The sequence below is a fragment of the Flavobacterium denitrificans DSM 15936 genome (genome assembly GCF_000425445.1).
Lineage (GTDB): Bacteria > Bacteroidota > Bacteroidia > Flavobacteriales > Flavobacteriaceae > Flavobacterium > Flavobacterium denitrificans.
In genome coordinates this window covers 190,855-209,354 of the sequence record NZ_KE384377.1, presented here as the reverse complement: position 1 = coordinate 209,354, position 18,500 = coordinate 190,855, and the positions used below count along the sequence as shown (strand labels likewise).

At 34.9% G+C, this 18,500-nt stretch carries 11 protein-coding genes; 6 read left to right on the top strand and 5 right to left on the bottom strand.

From position 1 onward, the window contains the following. The first annotated feature begins 114 nt into the window (after positions 1-114). Positions 115-1,155 (top strand): LacI family DNA-binding transcriptional regulator, encoded by a 1,041-nt coding sequence (locus tag H600_RS0112710; protein WP_026729135.1) that lies wholly within the window; start codon positions 115-117, stop codon positions 1,153-1,155. Positions 1,156-1,275: 120 nt separating this feature from the next. Here the strand turns inward: H600_RS0112710 and H600_RS0112705 are convergent, their stop codons facing one another. Beyond that, on the bottom strand, positions 1,276-1,917 hold the full coding sequence (locus H600_RS0112705) for a sugar-binding protein (protein WP_245176563.1): 642 nt from the start codon (positions 1,915-1,917) through the stop codon (positions 1,276-1,278). Positions 1,918-2,502: 585 nt separating this feature from the next. On the opposite strand from H600_RS0112705, the gene H600_RS22065 reads away from it, so the two are divergent. The 5 genes from H600_RS22065 (at position 2,503) to H600_RS0112675 (ending at position 12,078) form a co-directional block, all read left to right on the top strand. After that, complete coding sequence (locus tag H600_RS22065) at positions 2,503-5,565, top strand: SusC/RagA family TonB-linked outer membrane protein (protein WP_035108631.1); 3,063 nt, start codon at positions 2,503-2,505, stop codon at positions 5,563-5,565. 10 nt (positions 5,566-5,575) lie between these two features. Then, positions 5,576-7,273, top strand: coding sequence for a RagB/SusD family nutrient uptake outer membrane protein (locus tag H600_RS0112690; RefSeq protein ID WP_026729132.1), 1,698 nt, complete (start codon positions 5,576-5,578; stop codon positions 7,271-7,273). A gap of 84 nt (positions 7,274-7,357) precedes the next feature. Next, positions 7,358-8,677, top strand: a complete 1,320-nt coding sequence (locus H600_RS0112685; protein ID WP_026729131.1) for a DUF3472 domain-containing protein — start codon at positions 7,358-7,360, stop codon at positions 8,675-8,677. A 124-nt stretch (positions 8,678-8,801) separates the two neighbouring features. Further along, complete coding sequence (locus H600_RS0112680; RefSeq protein ID WP_245176587.1) at positions 8,802-10,139, top strand: Gfo/Idh/MocA family protein; 1,338 nt, start codon at positions 8,802-8,804, stop codon at positions 10,137-10,139. 82 nt (positions 10,140-10,221) lie between these two features. Further along, entirely contained in the window at positions 10,222-12,078 is a 1,857-nt protein-coding gene (locus tag H600_RS0112675; protein ID WP_026729129.1) for a glycoside hydrolase family 35 protein, read from the top strand. Between the two features lie 264 nt (positions 12,079-12,342). Here the strand turns inward: H600_RS0112675 and H600_RS0112670 are convergent, their stop codons facing one another. The 4 genes from H600_RS0112670 to guaA all read right to left on the bottom strand — a co-directional run bounded on the left by H600_RS0112670 (position 12,343) and on the right by guaA (position 18,438). Then, positions 12,343-12,744, bottom strand: a complete 402-nt coding sequence (locus H600_RS0112670) for an OsmC family protein (protein WP_026729128.1) — start codon at positions 12,742-12,744, stop codon at positions 12,343-12,345. Then, positions 12,744-14,837, bottom strand: coding sequence for a LysM peptidoglycan-binding domain-containing protein (locus H600_RS0112665; RefSeq protein ID WP_026729127.1), 2,094 nt, complete (start codon positions 14,835-14,837; stop codon positions 12,744-12,746). The genes H600_RS0112670 and H600_RS0112665 overlap by 1 nt, the downstream gene beginning before the upstream one ends. Positions 14,838-14,932: 95 nt before the next feature. Continuing rightward, positions 14,933-16,846: a muramidase family protein gene (locus H600_RS0112660; RefSeq protein ID WP_026729126.1), complete on the bottom strand. Its 1,914-nt coding sequence runs from the start codon at positions 16,844-16,846 to the stop codon at positions 14,933-14,935. Between the two features lie 62 nt (positions 16,847-16,908). Beyond that, complete coding sequence (gene guaA / locus H600_RS0112655; protein WP_026729125.1) at positions 16,909-18,438, bottom strand: glutamine-hydrolyzing GMP synthase; 1,530 nt, start codon at positions 18,436-18,438, stop codon at positions 16,909-16,911. Positions 18,439-18,500 lie beyond the last annotated feature (62 nt).

The window sequence follows — 18,500 nt, the reverse complement described above, 5'->3', positions numbered from 1 at the left end:
AAAAAAAACAAAAAATGTGCTCGAGCACACTAAAATTTATGTTCTCGAGCACAATATATTATATGAAGTATTTTTTTTTCAAATAATTAAATCAAAGTTTCTATATTTGCTTATATGGATAAAAAGTACACAATTAAGGATATAGCACAGATGGCTGGAGTTTCTAAAGGAACTGTTGACCGTGTTTTACATAATAGAGGGAAGGTCTCTCCTGCTGCGCTTGAGAAAATCAATGAAGTTTTGAACGTTATTGACTACGAGCCAAATTTGATAGCACGAAATTTAAAAAGCACGAAAGTATATCGTATTTGTGTTTTGCTTCCAGATCCAGCATTTGATCCGTACTGGCTTCCTTGCGTTAATGGAATACAAGATGCGATAGTAGAGTTCAAAGCCTATAACGTAATTATCGAAACACACTATTTTAATCCTGAAAGCACTAAATCCTTTTTAAAAGTAAATGAAACCATTATTGCGCAATCGCCTGATGCGGTTTTGCTGACACCATTATTTCACAAAGAAACTGTTGAAATCATAAAACAATATGACGAACTAGGCGTCATAGTGAACACATTCAACAACGAAGTCGAATCTTCTTCTATTAAAAGTTTTGTTGGACAGAACCTTCACAAAAGCGGACGTGTCGCAGCAAGCTTAATGAATTTAATTTTAAGCGAAGGTCAAATTGCCATCATACATATTGATGAAAGCCTTAAAAATGCAGTTCACATGCAGGAAAAAGAAAAAGGATTCAGAAATTATTTTGAAGAAAAAGAGCTTAATGACTTTTCTATCACTACACTGAAACTGAAAAACTCAAACATTGAAACAAAATTTGCTTCGTTCTTAGAGGAAAACCCAGATTTAACAGGGATTTTTATCACAACCTCAAAAGCGTATCAAATTGCTTCATTATTATCCTCTGCTAAAAGCAAAAAAATCACGCTTATTGGTTATGACTTGATTGAAAAAAACGTCAATTTCTTAAACCAAGGATTAGTGCATTTTTTAATTCATCAAAATCAAAAAAGACAGGCTTATTTGGGAGTCAGCACTTTGGTGGAGCATTTTTTATTCCGAAAAGATATCCCAGAGACTATTTTACTGCCAATTGACATTATAAATGTTGAAAACGCTTCTTTTTACGTTTCTTGATCTTAAGCCCCAAAGAAACAAAGTCGAAAAGAGGCTAAACCTTTGCATCTCTCGCAGATTCGCTAATCAAAATCCATTCAAGCTAAATCTTCGAGAGATAGAAAATCCTACTAACTTGAATTATTTCAACAATACAAACCTTCCAAAAGACGAAGCGATATGAAAATTCGGCTCTTCCGTATTTGGATCAACCCATGAAATCCAAGTTGGTTCATAATTTTGATTTTTGCCTTTTGAAAATTTAGCCCTATAAACACCAGTTTCAATTGTATTGTCATGAATCAATTTCAACTGATTCAGCGATTTCACACTGATTCTTCCTTCAACGGTGAAAGAAGTTTCATCTTTCGACTCCCTTAAGCTTATATCTTCTTTAGGCCATTTCCAATCAAAATCAAACACTTTCCCTGGACGTGCTTCAAAATCCATCAACCTTACAGAAGTATCTATCTCAAGGCAATAATATGGATTCAAAGAATTATTTTGACGAAAAAAAAGCTCCACACGGTCAGAATTCCCTATACTTTCAACACTATCATCTTTTTCATCAATATAGATATCAGAGTCAAAAACCTTGAATTTAAAATACAGATTCTCAAAATCCCAAACCGCCCGAAACTCGATTTTAGAAATCGATTCATTTTTCCAAGGCGACGAAAAATCAGCAAGGCAATTTGCCTGCTCCCATACAGAAGAATCCAAAATCAGGCCCTCTTTTTTCAAATTTTTATCAATTAAAACTACTTGATATTCTTTCATCATTGGTTTAGTGTTTTGTTATTAGTTGGTTTTTCAAAAAGAGGTCAAAATGACCTCAAGTTAATTTCTTTTTCAAAAGCCTTTTTTACTTAGTTTTCCAAAGCTTAAACTTGAATAAAAAAACTCATTTTTATTGAATAAAACCGAAATCTTTACGCTAAAAAACTACAAGAAAATACTGCTTAATTTCTGCTATTTTCATCAAGTATTTGCGAAATTCACAAGTTTTTCAATAAACTCCATTTATTATTCAAAAAATGCTTCTTTTTAAATGCCTGCTAATTTCTAAAAAAAAATAAAAATATCATATCATTTTAGATTAAAAAAAACGATTTGCATAATTTTATGTGCTCGAGAACATAAAATTAGTGTGTTCGAACACATTTTTTGTGTTTTTTCTTGTTTTATAAAAATATAATCTATAGTTTCGTCCCACAATTGAAATTTCAACACCATTTTTTTCCATTTTTTAATCAATTTTTTGCTTAAAAAAGACATCACACCAAATAGGAAAAAACAAACCGATTTCAATAAAAAAAAAAGAACAACTAGCAAAAAACATATTATTAACCAAAACCAAACCAGAGTATGAAAAAAGTATTCGAAAAAGAGTTTCGAAACATGAAACTGCATACTATACTTGACAAAAGCTTAAAAACCGCATTGTTTTCATTGTTGTCTTTAAGTCTTCAAGAAACATATGCAGCTCCTTTTGCCGGAACACCAGTAAAGGAAAACAGAGTAGGCGTTTTTCAAAAAATAGCAAAAGGTACAGTTGTAGACGAAAAAGGAGTTCCAGTTCCTGGCGTAAACGTTGTCATAAAAGGAAGCAAAACTGGTGTTCAAACCGATATCGATGGAAATTTCGCTATCGAAGTGCCAAACGCTTCAACAATATTGGTGTTTTCGTTTCTAGGAATGCAAGAACAAGAAGTTCCAGCAGGAAACAGTTCTTTAAAAATCACAATGAAGGAAGCCGGACAACAAATGGATGAAGTTGTTGTTGTAGGATATAGTAAAGTAAAAAAAGAGAGCCTTACAGGTTCACTACAAACACTTGATAATAAAAAAATTGTAGATGTTACAACACCAGCTGTTGAAAATATGCTTGCAGGAAAAGCTACGGGTGTTTTTGTGAACACTGGTGGTGGGCAACCGGGCTCTGTTGGAAAAATTATTATCCGAGGTAGAACAACTGTCAACGGAAGCACAGATCCATTGTGGGTAATCGACGGAGTTATTGTTGGAAATAGTTCTGCAAACATGAATCCTGCAGATATTGAAACGCTAACTGTTCTTAAGGACGCTGCTTCAACTGCTGTTTATGGTTCACAAGGTGCAAATGGTGTAATTGTAGTAACTACAAAAAGCGGTAAAAAAGGAAAAGCTGCTATTAATTTTTCTTCAAGAACAGCATTAACCACCATTAACAACGGAAATTTTGATATTATGAATGGTGCCGAATTATATGATTTATATGATTCGTTTGCTAATAAAGAAGATTTCAAAAATGTTTGGTGGTGGAATCCTGACTTAAGAAACAAAAACTATAACTGGTGGGATAATGGCACTCAAACCGGTCTTGCAAAAGATTATAATTTATCGATCAACGGTGGTGGCGAAAATTTCAAAAGCTATGTATCGGTAGGGTATTACGATGAAACTGGAGCGATAAAAGGCTACGAATACAAAAAATACAATGGCTTAATGAAGTTTGAGTATAAGCCAAACACTTGGTTTACATTGCGTCCTCAAATAAACTTGACGAAAGAAACTACTTTTGACCAACAACATTCTGTAGGCGCATTGTACGGAAATATGCCTTGGGACAGTCCATATTTAGAAGATGGAACTTTGGTAGGGAATGCTCCAAACCCTACTTGGGTGAACACTACAGGGTCAAATTACTTGTACGATTTACAATGGAATTATGGAGAATCTGAAAGCTATACCGCTCGTGCCAATCTTGATTTTGACATTAGATTCACAAGCTGGCTTACTTTTGCTTCTGTAAACAATTACATCTACGGAAACTACAACTCTATGTATTATTCAGATCCTAGATCATCTTCTGGAGAAGCTGTAAAAGGAAGAATTGAGGACTATTACAGTATGTATAATAGAGTTTACAGCAATCAGCTTTTGAGATTCAACAAGTCTTTTGACAAACATAGCTTTAATGCAGTTGCAGGTTATGAATGGAACGAATTCAATTCAAAATACAGCAATAGCGTCGCAACTGGAATCCCTCCTGGAATTATCGTGGCTGATGCAGCGGCTGTTCCTGAAAAAGTTGCTGGTGGAAGATCACAATGGGCCGTACAATCGCTATTGACTAATGTGAATTATTCTTATGATGATCGTTATTTAGGGCAAGTTTCTTTCCGTCGTGATGGTGCTTCAAACTTTGGAAAAAATGCACAATACGGAAATTTCTTTTCTGTAAGTGGTGGTTGGAACATTCATAAAGAAAGCTTTTTCCACGCTGATTTTATTCACAATTTAAAATTGAAAGCTAGTTATGGTTCGGTTGGAAACAGACCAAACAGCTTGTACCCTCACCTTCCTTTGTATTCATTTTCACAAAGTTACAACGAAAACCCAGGTGCCTTAATTTCGCAATTGCCTAATCCAGATTTAAGTTGGGAAAAAACATATACAGGCGATATTGGCTTGGATATCGGGTTATTTAATCGCGTAAACATTACTTTAGATTATTACAACAAAAACACGTCGGATTTATTATACAGAGTACCACTTCCAGGAGTTATTGGTGTGACAAGTATTTGGAGAAACGTTGGAGCAGTAAACAATAAAGGTTTTGAAGCATCTATCAACGTAGATATCATTAAAAATGAAGATTTAAAATGGTCTGTTGATGCTAATATCGGTACCAACAAAAACAAAGTTACAAGCCTTTACGGAGGCAAAACACAAATTATTGTGGGAGACGGAAGCGGTATTGCTGGTTCTGCAAATAAAATGCTAACTCCGGGACAAGATGTTGACAGTTGGTACCTAACAGAATGGGCTGGTGTTGATCCTGAGAATGGAAAACCACAATGGATGACAACTGATGCAAGCGGTGCTCGTGTTAAGACTTATAATTATGCCGATGCTAATAAAAATCAAAAAATAATTGGTGCTTATACTCCCGACTTTTTCGGAGGATTTTCTACCAATGTAAATTACAAAAACTTTGATTTTTCTGCTATTTTTAGTTATTCTGTTGGTGGGGAAATCTACAACTATGCTAGAGCCGAATTTGATTCAGATGGTGCTTACACAGACCGTAACCAAATGAATTTAAACAGTGGATGGAGTCGTTGGGAAAAACCAGGAGATATCGCAACACATCCGCAGGCAATTTACAACAATCCAAGCAACTCAAACAAAGCATCTTCTCGTTTCTTAGAAACTGGAACTTATTTGAAAATGAGAAGCATCACTTTAGGCTACAATTTGCCAATCGAAAAGTTATACATCTCTAATTTAAGATTGTATATCGCGGGTGAAAATTTATTCACTATCACACATTATTCTGGTGTTGATCCTGAAATTCCGCCAATCAATGGTGCAATTACTGGTGTGGCAACACAGGTTTATCCTTCAACAAGAAAAGTGGTATTAGGACTTAATTTAACTCTTTAAAAACAAAATCATGAAAAAGATATTTCTATTATGTATGGCAATTAGTTTCCTGTCCTCATGTGAGTTAGACAGAGAGCCTTTTGATTCCTATACTCAAGATAAAATTCAAGAAGACAAAGAAGCTTCAATCGAAGTATTATTAAATGGATGTTATGCACAACTTAAAGGCTGGTCTGATGTTATGCACAGAGTTGGCGAATATCCTGGCGATAACATTATGATTAGAGGAACATCTACCGATGCATTTTATTCTTTTATTTCATATCAACACGTTACAAACAATGGTCGTTTGTCTGTTTTTTGGAACAACAGTTATAAAATCATTTCACAATCAAGTGATTTAATTAAAATTATTAAAGAAGGAGAAAACGATGCAGTTGACCAACAATTAGGAGAAGCGTATTACCTAAGAGGGATGATTTACTTTTATTTGTGCAAAACATACGGAAGACCTTACGCACAATCTCCTGAAACGAATCTAGGCGTTCCAATCGTAAATGGTTTGCCAGCAGATTTAAACAATTTGGTTTTGCCAGATCGTTCAACGGTAAAAGATACTTACGCTCAAGCAATTGCCGATTTGAAAAAAGCGGAATCTTTAATGAATGCCGAGAAAAGTGCAGCATATGCAACAAAAGAAGCTGCGCAAGCAATGCTTTCTAGAATCTATTTGTATATGAGTGGCACTTATCAATCACCAAATCAAGATTACGCAACACAATCTATTGAATATTCAAACAAAGTAATTGCCAGCGGTCGTTATAGTTTATTGAGCCGTGCAAACTTTATGAAATACAATACTTATGCTCCAGATGCGGCAGAACAAACAGAAACTATTTTTGCTGTTAAACAAGTTGCATCAGAATTCTCAGGATACGATCATTACTACGGAATTGGAGGTATGTATGCCAATATTCAAGGTCAAGGTTGGGGAGAAATGTACGCAAGTGCAGAATATTTAGATTTACTAAGAAAAGCTGGAGGAAAAAAGGATGCTCGTTGGGCATTTATTGACCCTCAATATGTTACTGATGGTTCAGGAAACAAAACAGAAGCTTTCCGTTTTATTTATGATGTTTATAACGCTGGCGGAACCCAAACAGGATATAATTATATGCAACAACCTTTGAAACGAAATCCTGATGGAAGTTTCTACATTACAATCGGAAGTGTGAATTATAATTTGACAACTGTTAATGCTGCTGAAAATCAATATTCAATTGTTTATGAAGGAAAAACATATACAGGTGAAAAAGATTATATGATGCTTTTGAACCGTGTTTATCCAATGTATTACATCACAAAATGTTCTTTACAGGATAATGATTCGCACTTACACTCGCCTATCATTTCAAGATTAGCAGAAATGTACTTGAATTTAGCCGAAGCTTACGCGAAAAAAGGAGATTACACCAATGCATTGACGAATTTGAATATTGTTAGAGAAAGAGCAATTGTTGGTGGAAGCTACACTTCATTAAACAGTACAAATGCGGTACAACGTATTGACGAAGAACGTCAATTGGAGCTTGCTTTTGAAGCACATCGTGGTTATGATGTTTACCGAAACGGACAAACGATGACGCGTCGTTATCCTGGTCCACATTTGCCAATGAATGATGTTCCAGCAACAAGTCCACGTGTGGTACAGTATATTCCACAATCAGAGATTAATGCATATCCGGGAACTTTAACTCAGAATCCATAATCATTTTTAAATTTGTTTTTGTTTTTAAAAGCCTCTCTGCTTCAAAATAGAGAGGCTTAAAAACAACCTAAATAATACTTACCGATGAAAAATTTACTAAACCTGTTTTTAGCTTTTTCTCTCGTATCTTTCTCTTGCACTGATCATAATGAAACAGCAACAGAAAATCTTATTTTACAAAATCCAAAAACAGAAATTTCTCTTCCATTAGCAGGAAACGCCTACAGTTCCAAACATTTGGAAAGTGAAACTATTACAGATAATGGAATAGAAAACTGGACTGATTCTAACGAGACTTTTACAGCTTATTTTAGAATTTTCAAACCCGGAACTTTTCAAATTTCAGTAGAAGAATCTGTTGAAGTATCTGGCAAAGCAGAAGTTGAATTTTCTATCGGAAATGAAATTAAAAAAGTAACTTTCAATTCTTCAAAAAAAGCAGTCATAATAGGAAATTGGAAAATCAATCAAGAAGGCTATGTAGCATTAAAAATAAAAGGAATCAGCAAAATTGGTGATCGTTTTCCGTCTATCAATCGATTAAAAATTTCCAGCGCTGATTACGACGGAAAAATTTCTTTTGTACCAAATAACGAAGGTAATTTTTATCATTGGGGACGACGCGGTCCATCTGTACACTTAAATTATCCGATTCCTGAAAACACAAATGCCGAATGGTTTTACAACGAAATTACAGTTCCTGAAAACGAGGACAAAATTGGTTCTTATTTTATGGCGAATGGCTTTGGCGAAGGTTATTTCGGAATCCAAGTAAATTCCTCGACTGAAAGAAGAGTTTTATTTTCGGTTTGGAGTCCGTTTACAACAGATGACCCTAAAAGTATTCCTGAATCGCATAAAATCAAAATGCTTAAAAAAGGAGAAAATGTTCATACCGGCGAATTTGGAAACGAAGGTTCTGGCGGTCAAAGCTATTTAAAATACAATTGGAAAGCAGGAACAACCTATAAATTCTTATTGAGAGGTTTTCCAAATGGAGATAACAGCACAACATACACCGCTTATTTTTATGCGCCAGAATTAAACAAATGGATGCTAATTGCAAGCTTCAGTCGCCCACAAACGAATACTTATTTGAAAAGATTTCACTCATTCTTAGAAAATTTTATTCCGGAACAAGGCGATTTATCTCGAAAAGTTTTATTCAACAATCAATGGATTTGCGACGAAAAAGGCAATTGGACAGAACTCAATTCGGCTCGATTTACAAATGATAATACTGGTGCAAAAGAATATCGCATGGATTTTTCTGGAGGGACAGAAAAGAATTATTTTTATCTAAAAAACGGAGGCTTTTTTAATGATTTTACAACGCCAAAAACTACTTTTACAAGACCACTGAACAATAAAAAACCTGAAATAACCCTTAGTACTTTACCATAAGTTATTTCTAAAAAAAACAAATAAAACTCACTATTCCCGATAATCTTTAATGATTATCAAATCATTCTAAAAACAAATAATTATGAAAATCAGAAATTTTAAAATCATTTTAGCCGTTTGCGTTATGTTGTGGGGAACATTTGCAACGGCTCAGATGATTAAAACAAAAACTCCAGCACGTCCTAAAGGTCAAACCGATGTTTTGCGTTTGGCAGCACCAGCCATTCCAACTGTTCGTGTCGCTTTTATCGGGCTTGGCATGCGTGGTCCAGGTGCTGTAGAACGAATGACACACATTCAGGGTGTCGAAATTGTGGCACTTTGCGACATGACACAGGAGAACACTTCAAAAGCTAATGAAATCTTGACTAAAGCAGGATTTCCAAAAGCACAAGAATTTTATGGCGATGAAAATGCTTGGAGAAAAGTGACGGCATTGCCAAATGTAGATTTAGTTTACGTAGCAACAGATTGGCTTCATCATGCTGTAATTGGTGTTCAAGCTATGAAAGATGGAAAACACGTAGCAATTGAAGTACCTGGAGCTTTAACTATGAAAGAAATCTGGGAGCTTATTGATACTTCCGAAAAAACGAGAAAACATTGTATGCAATTAGAAAACTGCGTTTATGATTTCTTCGAATTGACTACTCTTAACATGGCCCAACAAGGTGTTTTTGGAGAAATTCTTCATGCTGAAGGTTCTTACATTCATGGTTTACAGCCATTTTGGGGAGAATACTGGAACAACTGGAGAATGGATTACAACATCAAACATCGTGGCGATGTTTACGCAACACACGGAATGGGGCCAGCTTGCCAAGCTTTAAACATTCACCGTGGCGATAAAATGAATTTCTTGGTTTCTATGGATACAAAAGCCGTTGGAAATCCTGCTTATATCAAAGAAAAATCTGGAAAAGAAATCAAAGATTTCAGAAATGGTGATCACACCATGACTATGATTCGTACAGAAAACGGAAAAACAATTCATATTCAACATGACGTTACTTCTCCTCGCCCATACAGCAGAATGTATCAATTGAGTGGCACAAAAGGTTTTGCAAATAAATATCCTTTAGAAGGTTATGCTTTAGATGGAAAAGAATTAAGCGATGATGTAAAACCAAATCACGAAAAACTAAGCGCGCACTCTTTTGTTCCTGCAGAGGTTAAAAAAGCGTTGATGGAAAAATACAAACACCCTATCGCAAAAGGCATTGAAGAGCAAGCTAAAAAAGTTGGAGGCCATGGCGGTATGGATTTCATCATGGATTACCGATTGATTTACTGTTTGCAAAAAGGTCTTCCATTGGATATGGATGTCTATGATTTAGCAGAATGGTCTTGTTTAGGGCCATTAACTGAGATTTCTCTCGACAATAATTCGGCTCCAGTAGAAATACCAGATTTTACACGTGGAGGATGGAACAAATTGAAAAAATTGGAGTTTTCAGAATAAATATTGGTTAGTTAGGAAGACAAGAGGGCAAAGATTATATTTGTCCTCTTGTCTGTTTTAAAACAAATCTCATCACAACAAAATGAAAAAAATAGCTGTATTTCTTTTTATTGCTTGCTGCTTATTTTCTGAAGCATCAGCGCAAAACAAACAAACTTTCGCGATCAGCAATGGGAATTTTCTTTTAGATGGAAAACCCATCCAAATTCATTCGGGAGAAATGCACTATTCCCGAATCCCAAAACAATATTGGCGTCATAGGCTTCAAATGATGAAAGCTATGGGATTAAATGCTGTTGCTACTTACGTTTTTTGGAATTATCATGAAGTCGTACCCGGTGTTTGGGATTTTAAAACAGGGAATAAAGATGTTGCAGAATACATTAAGATTGCACAAGAAGAAGGATTATTCGTGATTTTGCGTCCAGGTCCATATGTATGCGCTGAATGGGAATTTGGTGGCTATCCATGGTTTCTGCAAAACATTCCAAACATGGTTATTCGTGGCAATAATGCGCAATATTTGGCTGCAACAAAAGCTTATTTTACGGAGTTATACAATCAACTTGGTTCTTTGCAAATAACCAAAGGAGGACCAATTATCATGGTTCAGGGTGAAAATGAATTTGGTTCGTATGTTTCGCAACGAAAAGATATTTCGCTTGAAGATCACAAAAAATACAGTGCTGCAGTTTTTCAGCAGTTAAAAGATGTTGGTTTTGAAGTCCCATTTTTTACTTCAGATGGAAGTTGGCTTTTTGAAGGCGGAGCTTTGCCGGGCGCTTTGCCGACTGCAAATGGCGAAGATGATGTTGCAAAACTAAAAAAAGTAGTAGATCAATTCAACAACGGTCAAGGACCTTATATGGTTGCTGAATTCTATCCTGGCTGGCTGGATCATTGGGCAGAACCATTTCCTAAACAAAAGCCAGAACAAACTGCACGTCAAACTAAAAAATATCTAGACAATCAAGTTTCATTCAACTATTATATGGTTCATGGTGGTACTAATTTTGGCTTTACATCTGGAGCAAATTATGATAAAGAGCACGACATTCAACCCGATATGACTTCTTATGATTATGATGCGCCAATTAGCGAAGCGGGCTGGGCAACTCCAAAATATAATGCGTTAAGAGAACTTTTAAAAAATAACGAAACCCCAAATGTTCCGGACCAAATTCCAGTTATTACAATTCCTAATATTTCTTTAACTAAAGCCATTGATTTAGAAGATTTAAAATCGAAAATCGATCCTGTAATTGAAGATAATCCACAGACTTTTGAACAATTAAATCAAGGTCACGGTTACGTTTGGTACAGTAAAAAATTTACGCAGCCTATCAGCGGAAAATTAGAAATAAATGGTTTAAGAGATTACGCAATTGTGTATGTTAACGGAAAAAAAATAGCCGAATTAAACCGCTATTACAAAAATTACAGCTGTGAAATCGAAGTTCCTTTTAATGCGACTTTAGATATTATTGTCGAAAATATGGGACGCATCAATTACGGTTCTCAAATTAATTCAAATAATAAAGGAATTATAAGTCCCGTAATTATTAATGGAGAAACCATTACAGGCAATTGGGAAATGTACAAACTGCCAATGAATGCAGAACCTGATTTGGCCATTTATAAAAATTCTGCGAAAGCAAATCGCCCCACTTTATATCAAGGCACTTTCAATCTGAAAAAAACTGGTGATACTTTTCTCGATATGAGAGATTGGGGAAAAGGAATTGTTTTTATAAACGGGATCAATATTGGTCGTTATTGGAGCGTTGGCCCACAGCAAACTTTGTATGTTCCGGGTTGTTGGCTTAATAAGGGTAAAAATCAAATTACCATTTTTGAGCAAAAAAATCAAACCATGCAAAAAGAAGTAAAAACGATAGCAACACCCATTTTAGAAGATTTAAAACCTGAAAAAGGATAAAGTTCTGAAAAAAAACATCAAGAATAGTTTTATAAGCAAAAACCCCAGAGGGGTAAAATATTTATAGAATTTAGATCAAGCAATAAGAGAAAGCTCCAGCGGAGCGACATATCTTTTTTAAAAATTAAAGATATGTCGCTCCGCTGGAGCTTAATATAGCATATATCGATTCTTTGCTATAAATATTTCGCTTCTCCGAAGCTTACAAAAAAAAAGAAGCTGTCCTTTTGAGACAGCTCATTTTTAATATTCAGTTCAAAAAAATTAACTCCAGTTAAAAGTAATTTTCTTTTCAATTTCACTGCTTAAACTTAAAAACACTGGACAAGTCATTGCAGCGCGCTCTAAAATTGTTTTGCTTTTTTCATCAGCATTGCTTGTCATATCAAACACAATTTCGATTGCACCAATTCTTCTTGGTTCTGCGTTCATGATTTTTGTTACTTCTGCAGTAGAACCTACAAAATCAACTTCTAAATCACGGGCTTTGATTCCCATAATCGTCATCATGCAGCTTGCTAAAGCATTTGCTACAGTATCTGTTGGAGAAAAAGCTTCCCCTTTTCCGTTATTATCTAGAGGTGCATCTGAAATGATTTCGCTTCCAGATTGCACATGAATTGAACTTGTTCTTAAATCGCCTAAATAGGTTACTTTTGATGTCATTAGTTTGCTGCTTTTAAAGTTAAATCGCTGTCGTAATATAAAATGTAAACACCTTTGTTTGCGTGTCCTCCATCTTCTTTTTTATAATATTGAAATTTATTGTCCACTTGTTCTGTGGTCATTAAATCAGCTGTTTCCTGGTATGTTTTTCCCTGAACCAAACGCATCATGGTATCAAAAGTTACATCAAATCCTTTGGTTGCATAAATACTTGGATTTATTTTGTTTTTCAAACGGTATTCTTTTTTGAAAATCATAGCTCCGGCTTCACTACTTTCACGTGTCACCGACGGATACATCAAATTTAGTTTAACCAAATTATCAAAACTGATTTCATCTGTATCCAATGTACTATTTGGCTCTAAAATCACCAATTGCACCTGACACGTTTTTTGCGAATCAAGCAACGCTTTTATTGTCGCTTTTACCATTGCTGTATTTCCCGTTTCCATCACCACATAATTCATTCGTCCCGGAAGCAACAAACCTTTTAAGTTCGCGACATCCAATCCGCCAGTTTCTGTCAAAGTAGCAAACACAACTCCTTTTTGGTTTTGTTTGATATAATTAATTACAGATTCTTTTTTCTTATCAACTACAGCTACTATATTTCCGTTTTTAGCACGCATGTAATCAAAAACGGCGTTTCGGATTACATCATTTGATGGGATTGCTTGATATAAATTATCAATTGGATTTGCGGCATCTTTTGACAAAGGCGAAATCACAGGAACATTATAAATCCGAAGTGAATTTGCAGTCGACTCCGCATTGTTTTGATAAAATGGTCCAATCACAGCATTTGCATTTTGCAATTTATTTTGTGCAATTAAGCTTGAAATATTTGATGACGTTTTGGTTTCCTGAGAATCATAAATCGCAACATCAATTGGCAATTTTAATGTTTTGGCCGAATCAATCGCCATCATTGCCCCCGAATAAAAATCAAGAGTCATGTTTAAAAATTTATCATTTTTAATCTTCGTTGCCATGCTCGTCGTATCGCTCTGAAGTTTTGCCAAGTTAAATGGCAATAACAAAACTACTTTTTGGCGTTCATTCTGCCCTCTTTTCTTTGTCAGTTCCACCACCTCAGGGTCAGCAGAAACCGTTTCTGATTTTACTTTATCGACAATTTTTATTCCGCTTGGAGTGTCTTCCGTATTTATAATAGGCTTTTCAGCAGCTTTTTCTACTGGCTGTGCCTGAGCAATAATTGGCTGAGGCGCTAAATATCCTGTCGGAACTTTTAAAACCATTCCCTCTTTTACACCTTCAGAAAGTGAAGGATTTAATGCCACTAATTCATCCTGAGTCAAATGAAATGTTCGTCCTAAACTATAAAAAGTTTCTTTCGACTTTACTTGATATTCCATATAAGAAACTGCCTTTTTAGAAGTTTCGGTTTTCTTAACTTCTGCTGGTTTTGCTACATTTGCTACAGGCGTAGCTTCTGTTTTAGGCGCAGTTCCTTTAATTGTCAATCGATATCCAACTGGCAAATTAGAAACAATTTCAGGATTACGCTTTTCTAATTCTTCAACCGTCATATTGTATTGTTTTGCGATACCAAATTTTGTTTCTTTTGGCTGCACATCGTGATAAACATATTTTTCCTGTGCATTACTTTTAGTCGATTTTGCACTAGCAGTTTGTGCTTTTGGAGCCGAACCTTTTGCAGGAATTACCAACTTTTGTCCAATCTGAACACCATCTTTTTCTAAAAAAGGGTTTGCCGCTTTCAAATCGGCATCTGAAATTCCATATTTTTTTTCAATGCTGTAAAAAGTTTCTTTTGGCTGTACATCGTGAATAATTTCTTTAGAAGTAGCAGCAGTTTTTGCCACAGCTGTTTCAGATTTCACCACTGTTTTAACACCCTTAGATGGAATTAGCAAAACAGTATTAGGCTTAATACCATTTCGTGCATCTGGATTCAATGCATAAATATCATAAGGCGTTACTTTAAATTTTACGGCAATCTGGTTTATCGTTTCACTGCCTGTAACTGTGTATTTCACAACCTTTTCTTGTGAAAAAGCAGAACAGGTTACAAAAAAAACCAGAAACAATAATGTTGAATAATATTTCATAAATAGGACTTAAAACAATTTAATTTTTAATTCAAAAACAAGGTACTACTTTCTGATCAAATCAAGATTCAGGCCAATGTTAATTCGGTCTAAAATTATCTTAGATCAATCTCGACCTTAGCAATACTTATTTCTTTATATAACTCATCTTCTTCCTTTTTCTTGCATCTATACAAAACTTCTTCCATGTTTTGAAACTTATCCGAGTAAACATAATACGAAAGACTGTTTATATTGAAAAAGAAACTTGCGTTAAAATCACCAGAATCAATAAGTTTCATGATAAGTTTATCGCGAAGTGTTGCGTCTGTAAATATACCTAAAACTAAGTAATACCCGTTTGAAACTTCTTTAAGATTATCAAAAACTTCAACATTTACTGTTTTGTCTTTTCTAAGCGGATTTTCCTCAAGCTCACGTTTCATTTCTTCTAATGAAACCGTTTTTGAAGTTTCGGAAACTCCCGATTTATTTTGTTTTTTAATCGCCTCATCCTGATACTTTTTCAATTTTACCAAAGCCACTTTATCATCAAATTTCCTCGCTTCCATACTGTAATAAGAAGCTTTGCTGATGTGTCTTTTTACCTCAATTTTTTTCTGAGTATCCAGCGAATCAATTTTTGCAATCAGCAACTGATTTTGAGCATCGCCTTGCTCCTGCTGGATTTTATAGCGTTTGATTTCTTCTAAAGAAAGTCGTTGCTGAATGGAAGTCACATTATTGTTTTTCTCGTTTTCGCGGATTTTCTTCTTGTATTCCTGATTTTCTTCAACAGCAATTTTTTCTACTTTGTTCATCAAACCGGCATATGCTTTTCTGTTTTCTGCCAATTCTTTTTTTAGTTGCGAAGACAATTCACTGGTTTTGTTAATTCCTTCAGAAGATTGTTTCTCTAATCTTTTAGATTCTTCGACATTCAAAATATCCATTCGTTTTAATTCTTTCAAATCATTATCCATTGCAATGACAAGCGAATCTAATTTGGCCATCAAAATATCCTGAACATTTTTATTAGCTTCTAAAACCAAACGCAGTTTTTCAACCGAATTTTCTTTAGAACCATTCATGTCATTCAAATTCACTTTCAAATCATTGATTTTTATAATCTTCTGATTCATTTCTTTTTGAACAACCAAACGATCTTTTAAATCTTCAATTTCAACTGTTTTTGCTTTTGTCTTTTCAACTACAACCTGTTTTTCGGCAAGAGCCAGCATCAATTCCTCACTTTCATTTGCAGGTTTTATTGCTGTTGTATTAATCGCTAATTTATTTCCAACAATCAATCCGTTTACAATTTCTGGATTTTGTGATTCCAACTGTTCTATTGAAATGCCGTATTTTTTTGAAATCGAAAATTTTGTTTCTTTTGGTTCAACGACATGAAAAACTGTCTCCTTATTGATAACACGAACTCTTCCGTCTAACGTTTTTCTTTTATTCGGAATTGTAATTGTTTGACCAATCTGCAATCCGTTTTGCAATAAATCTTTATTAAGGTTTTCTAAATCTTCAACTGAAACATTATATTGTCTAGCAATACTGAACAGAGATTCCTTCGCAACAACCAAATGTGTTGCTTTTGAAGCTGTCGTAATTTCTGTTTTTGAAGAACTTGAATTTTGCGGAATTATCAATTCCTGACCAACTTGAAGTCCACTGGCAAGAATTTCTTTATTAGCTTCTTGAAGTCCTTCTTGAGAAACATGATATTTTTTTGACAAACCGTAAAGCGTTTCCTTTTCGCCAACAATGTGAGTAATTTGTTGCTCTGTTTTTGTTTTTTCTGAAGAATGAACCGGAACCTTAATAATTTGATTGTCTTTGATTCCGTTTTGGGATTCGGGATTGAGTTTGTAGATTTCATCAACCGAAACCTTATATTTTTGGGCTATAAAATAAGCGGTTTCTCCCTTTTGAATTTTGTGCTCGATAAATGAATCTTGTGCAGTTATTCTGTTAAAAGACAAAATAAAGACAAGAAAAAACGTTAAAAATTCTCTCATAAATAGTAGGTTTTAAAAAATTAAGGCATTACAAATGTAACGCCTTAATTTGAAAAATCTTACTATTCCCACTCAATTGTTGCAGGTGGTTTTGAACTAATATCGTAAACCACGCGATTCACGCCTTTTACTTTATTTATAATATCATTTGAAACTTTCATCAAGAAATCGTAAGGCAAATGAACCCAGTCAGCCGTCATACCGTCTGTTGATTCTACGGCTCTAAGCGCTACTACTTTTTCGTATGTACGCTCATCACCCATAACTCCAACACTGTTTACAGGAAGCAAAATTGCTCCAGCCTGCCAAACTTTGTCGTACAATCCCCAAGATTTTAATCCTTCGATAAATACCGAATCTACATCTTGTAAAATTCTAACTTTCTCTGGAGTAATATCGCCAAGAATTCTGATTGACAATCCAGGTCCTGGAAAAGGATGTCTTCCTAATAATTCTGGATCTATTCCTAATGTAGCACCAACTCTACGAACTTCGTCTTTAAACAACATTCTAAGCGGCTCTACAATTTTTAATTTCATATAATCTGGCAATCCACCAACGTTGTGGTGCGATTTAATAGTTGCCGATGGTCCTTTTACTGAAACAGATTCGATTACGTCTGGGTAAATAGTTCCTTGTGCCAACCATTTAACGTCTTCTAATAAGTGTGATTCATCATCAAAAACTTCGATAAATACACGACCGATTGTTTTACGTTTGGTTTCTGGGTCACTGATTCCTGCTAATTCACCAAGGAAACGATCTCCTGCATCTACACCTTTTACGTTTAATCCCATTCCTTTGTATTGATCTAATACATTTTGGAATTCGTTTTTACGAAGTAAACCGTTATTTACGAAGATGCAATATAAATTTTGTCCGATTGCTTTGTTCAATAAAACTGCTGCTACAGTAGAATCTACTCCTCCAGATAAACCAAGAACTACTTTATCGTTTCCTAGTTTTTCTTTTAATTCTGCTACCATTTCATCAACGAAAGCATTTGGAGTAAAGTTTTGAGGAACTTCAGCAATTTTAACTAAGAAGTTTTCCAACATCTGTTTTCCATCTGTTGAATGATAAACCTCTGGGTGATATTGAATTGCATAAGTAGTTTCGCCTTCAATTTTATAAGCTGCATATTCTACGTCATGCGTGCTTGCTAATTTTACAGCATTTGTTGGAAGCGCTTTGATACTATCGCTATGACTCATCCAAACTTGACTGTTTTCTGAAACTCCTTCAAAGAAAGTTTCACCTTCTTTAATATAAGACAAGTTTGCTCTTCCGTATTCTCTAGTATTAGAAGCAGCTACTTCACCTCCACTGAAATGAGCCAAATATTGCGCTCCATAACAAACGGCAAGCAAAGGCATTTTACCTCTAATTTGTGATAAATCAGGATGTGGTGCATCTTCTCCTCTAACTGAGAAAGGACTTCCTCCTAAAATTACGGCTTTATAACTTGATAAATCACTTGGAATGTGATTGTAAGGAAAAATTTCGCAGAATATATTTAATTCGCGAACTCTACGCGCAATAAGCTGAGTATATTGCGATCCGAAATCTAAAATAAGTACGTTGTGTTGCATGCGCAAAAGTACTTTTTATATTCGAAATTCAAAAATCGGAACGTTGAAAAAATAAATATTTT

Excerpts from the sequence above, each read along its gene's own strand:
- H600_RS0112710 (WP_026729135.1), top strand. The coding sequence starts at position 115 with ATGGATAAAAAGTACACAATTAAGGATATAGCACAGATGGCTGGAGTT.
- H600_RS0112685 (WP_026729131.1), top strand. The coding sequence starts at position 7,358 with ATGAAAAATTTACTAAACCTGTTTTTAGCTTTTTCTCTCGTATCTTTC.
- H600_RS0112660 (WP_026729126.1), bottom strand. The coding sequence starts at position 16,846 with ATGAGAGAATTTTTAACGTTTTTTCTTGTCTTTATTTTGTCTTTTAAC.
- H600_RS0112680 (WP_245176587.1), top strand. The coding sequence starts at position 8,802 with ATGTTGTGGGGAACATTTGCAACGGCTCAGATGATTAAAACAAAAACT.
- H600_RS0112690 (WP_026729132.1), top strand. The coding sequence starts at position 5,576 with ATGAAAAAGATATTTCTATTATGTATGGCAATTAGTTTCCTGTCCTCA.
- guaA (WP_026729125.1), bottom strand. The coding sequence starts at position 18,438 with ATGCAACACAACGTACTTATTTTAGATTTCGGATCGCAATATACTCAG.
- H600_RS0112670 (WP_026729128.1), bottom strand. The coding sequence starts at position 12,744 with ATGACATCAAAAGTAACCTATTTAGGCGATTTAAGAACAAGTTCAATT.
- H600_RS0112705 (WP_245176563.1), bottom strand. The coding sequence starts at position 1,917 with ATGATGAAAGAATATCAAGTAGTTTTAATTGATAAAAATTTGAAAAAA.
- H600_RS0112675 (WP_026729129.1), top strand. The coding sequence starts at position 10,222 with ATGAAAAAAATAGCTGTATTTCTTTTTATTGCTTGCTGCTTATTTTCT.
- H600_RS0112665 (WP_026729127.1), bottom strand. The coding sequence starts at position 14,837 with ATGAAATATTATTCAACATTATTGTTTCTGGTTTTTTTTGTAACCTGT.
- H600_RS22065 (WP_035108631.1), top strand. The coding sequence starts at position 2,503 with ATGAAAAAAGTATTCGAAAAAGAGTTTCGAAACATGAAACTGCATACT.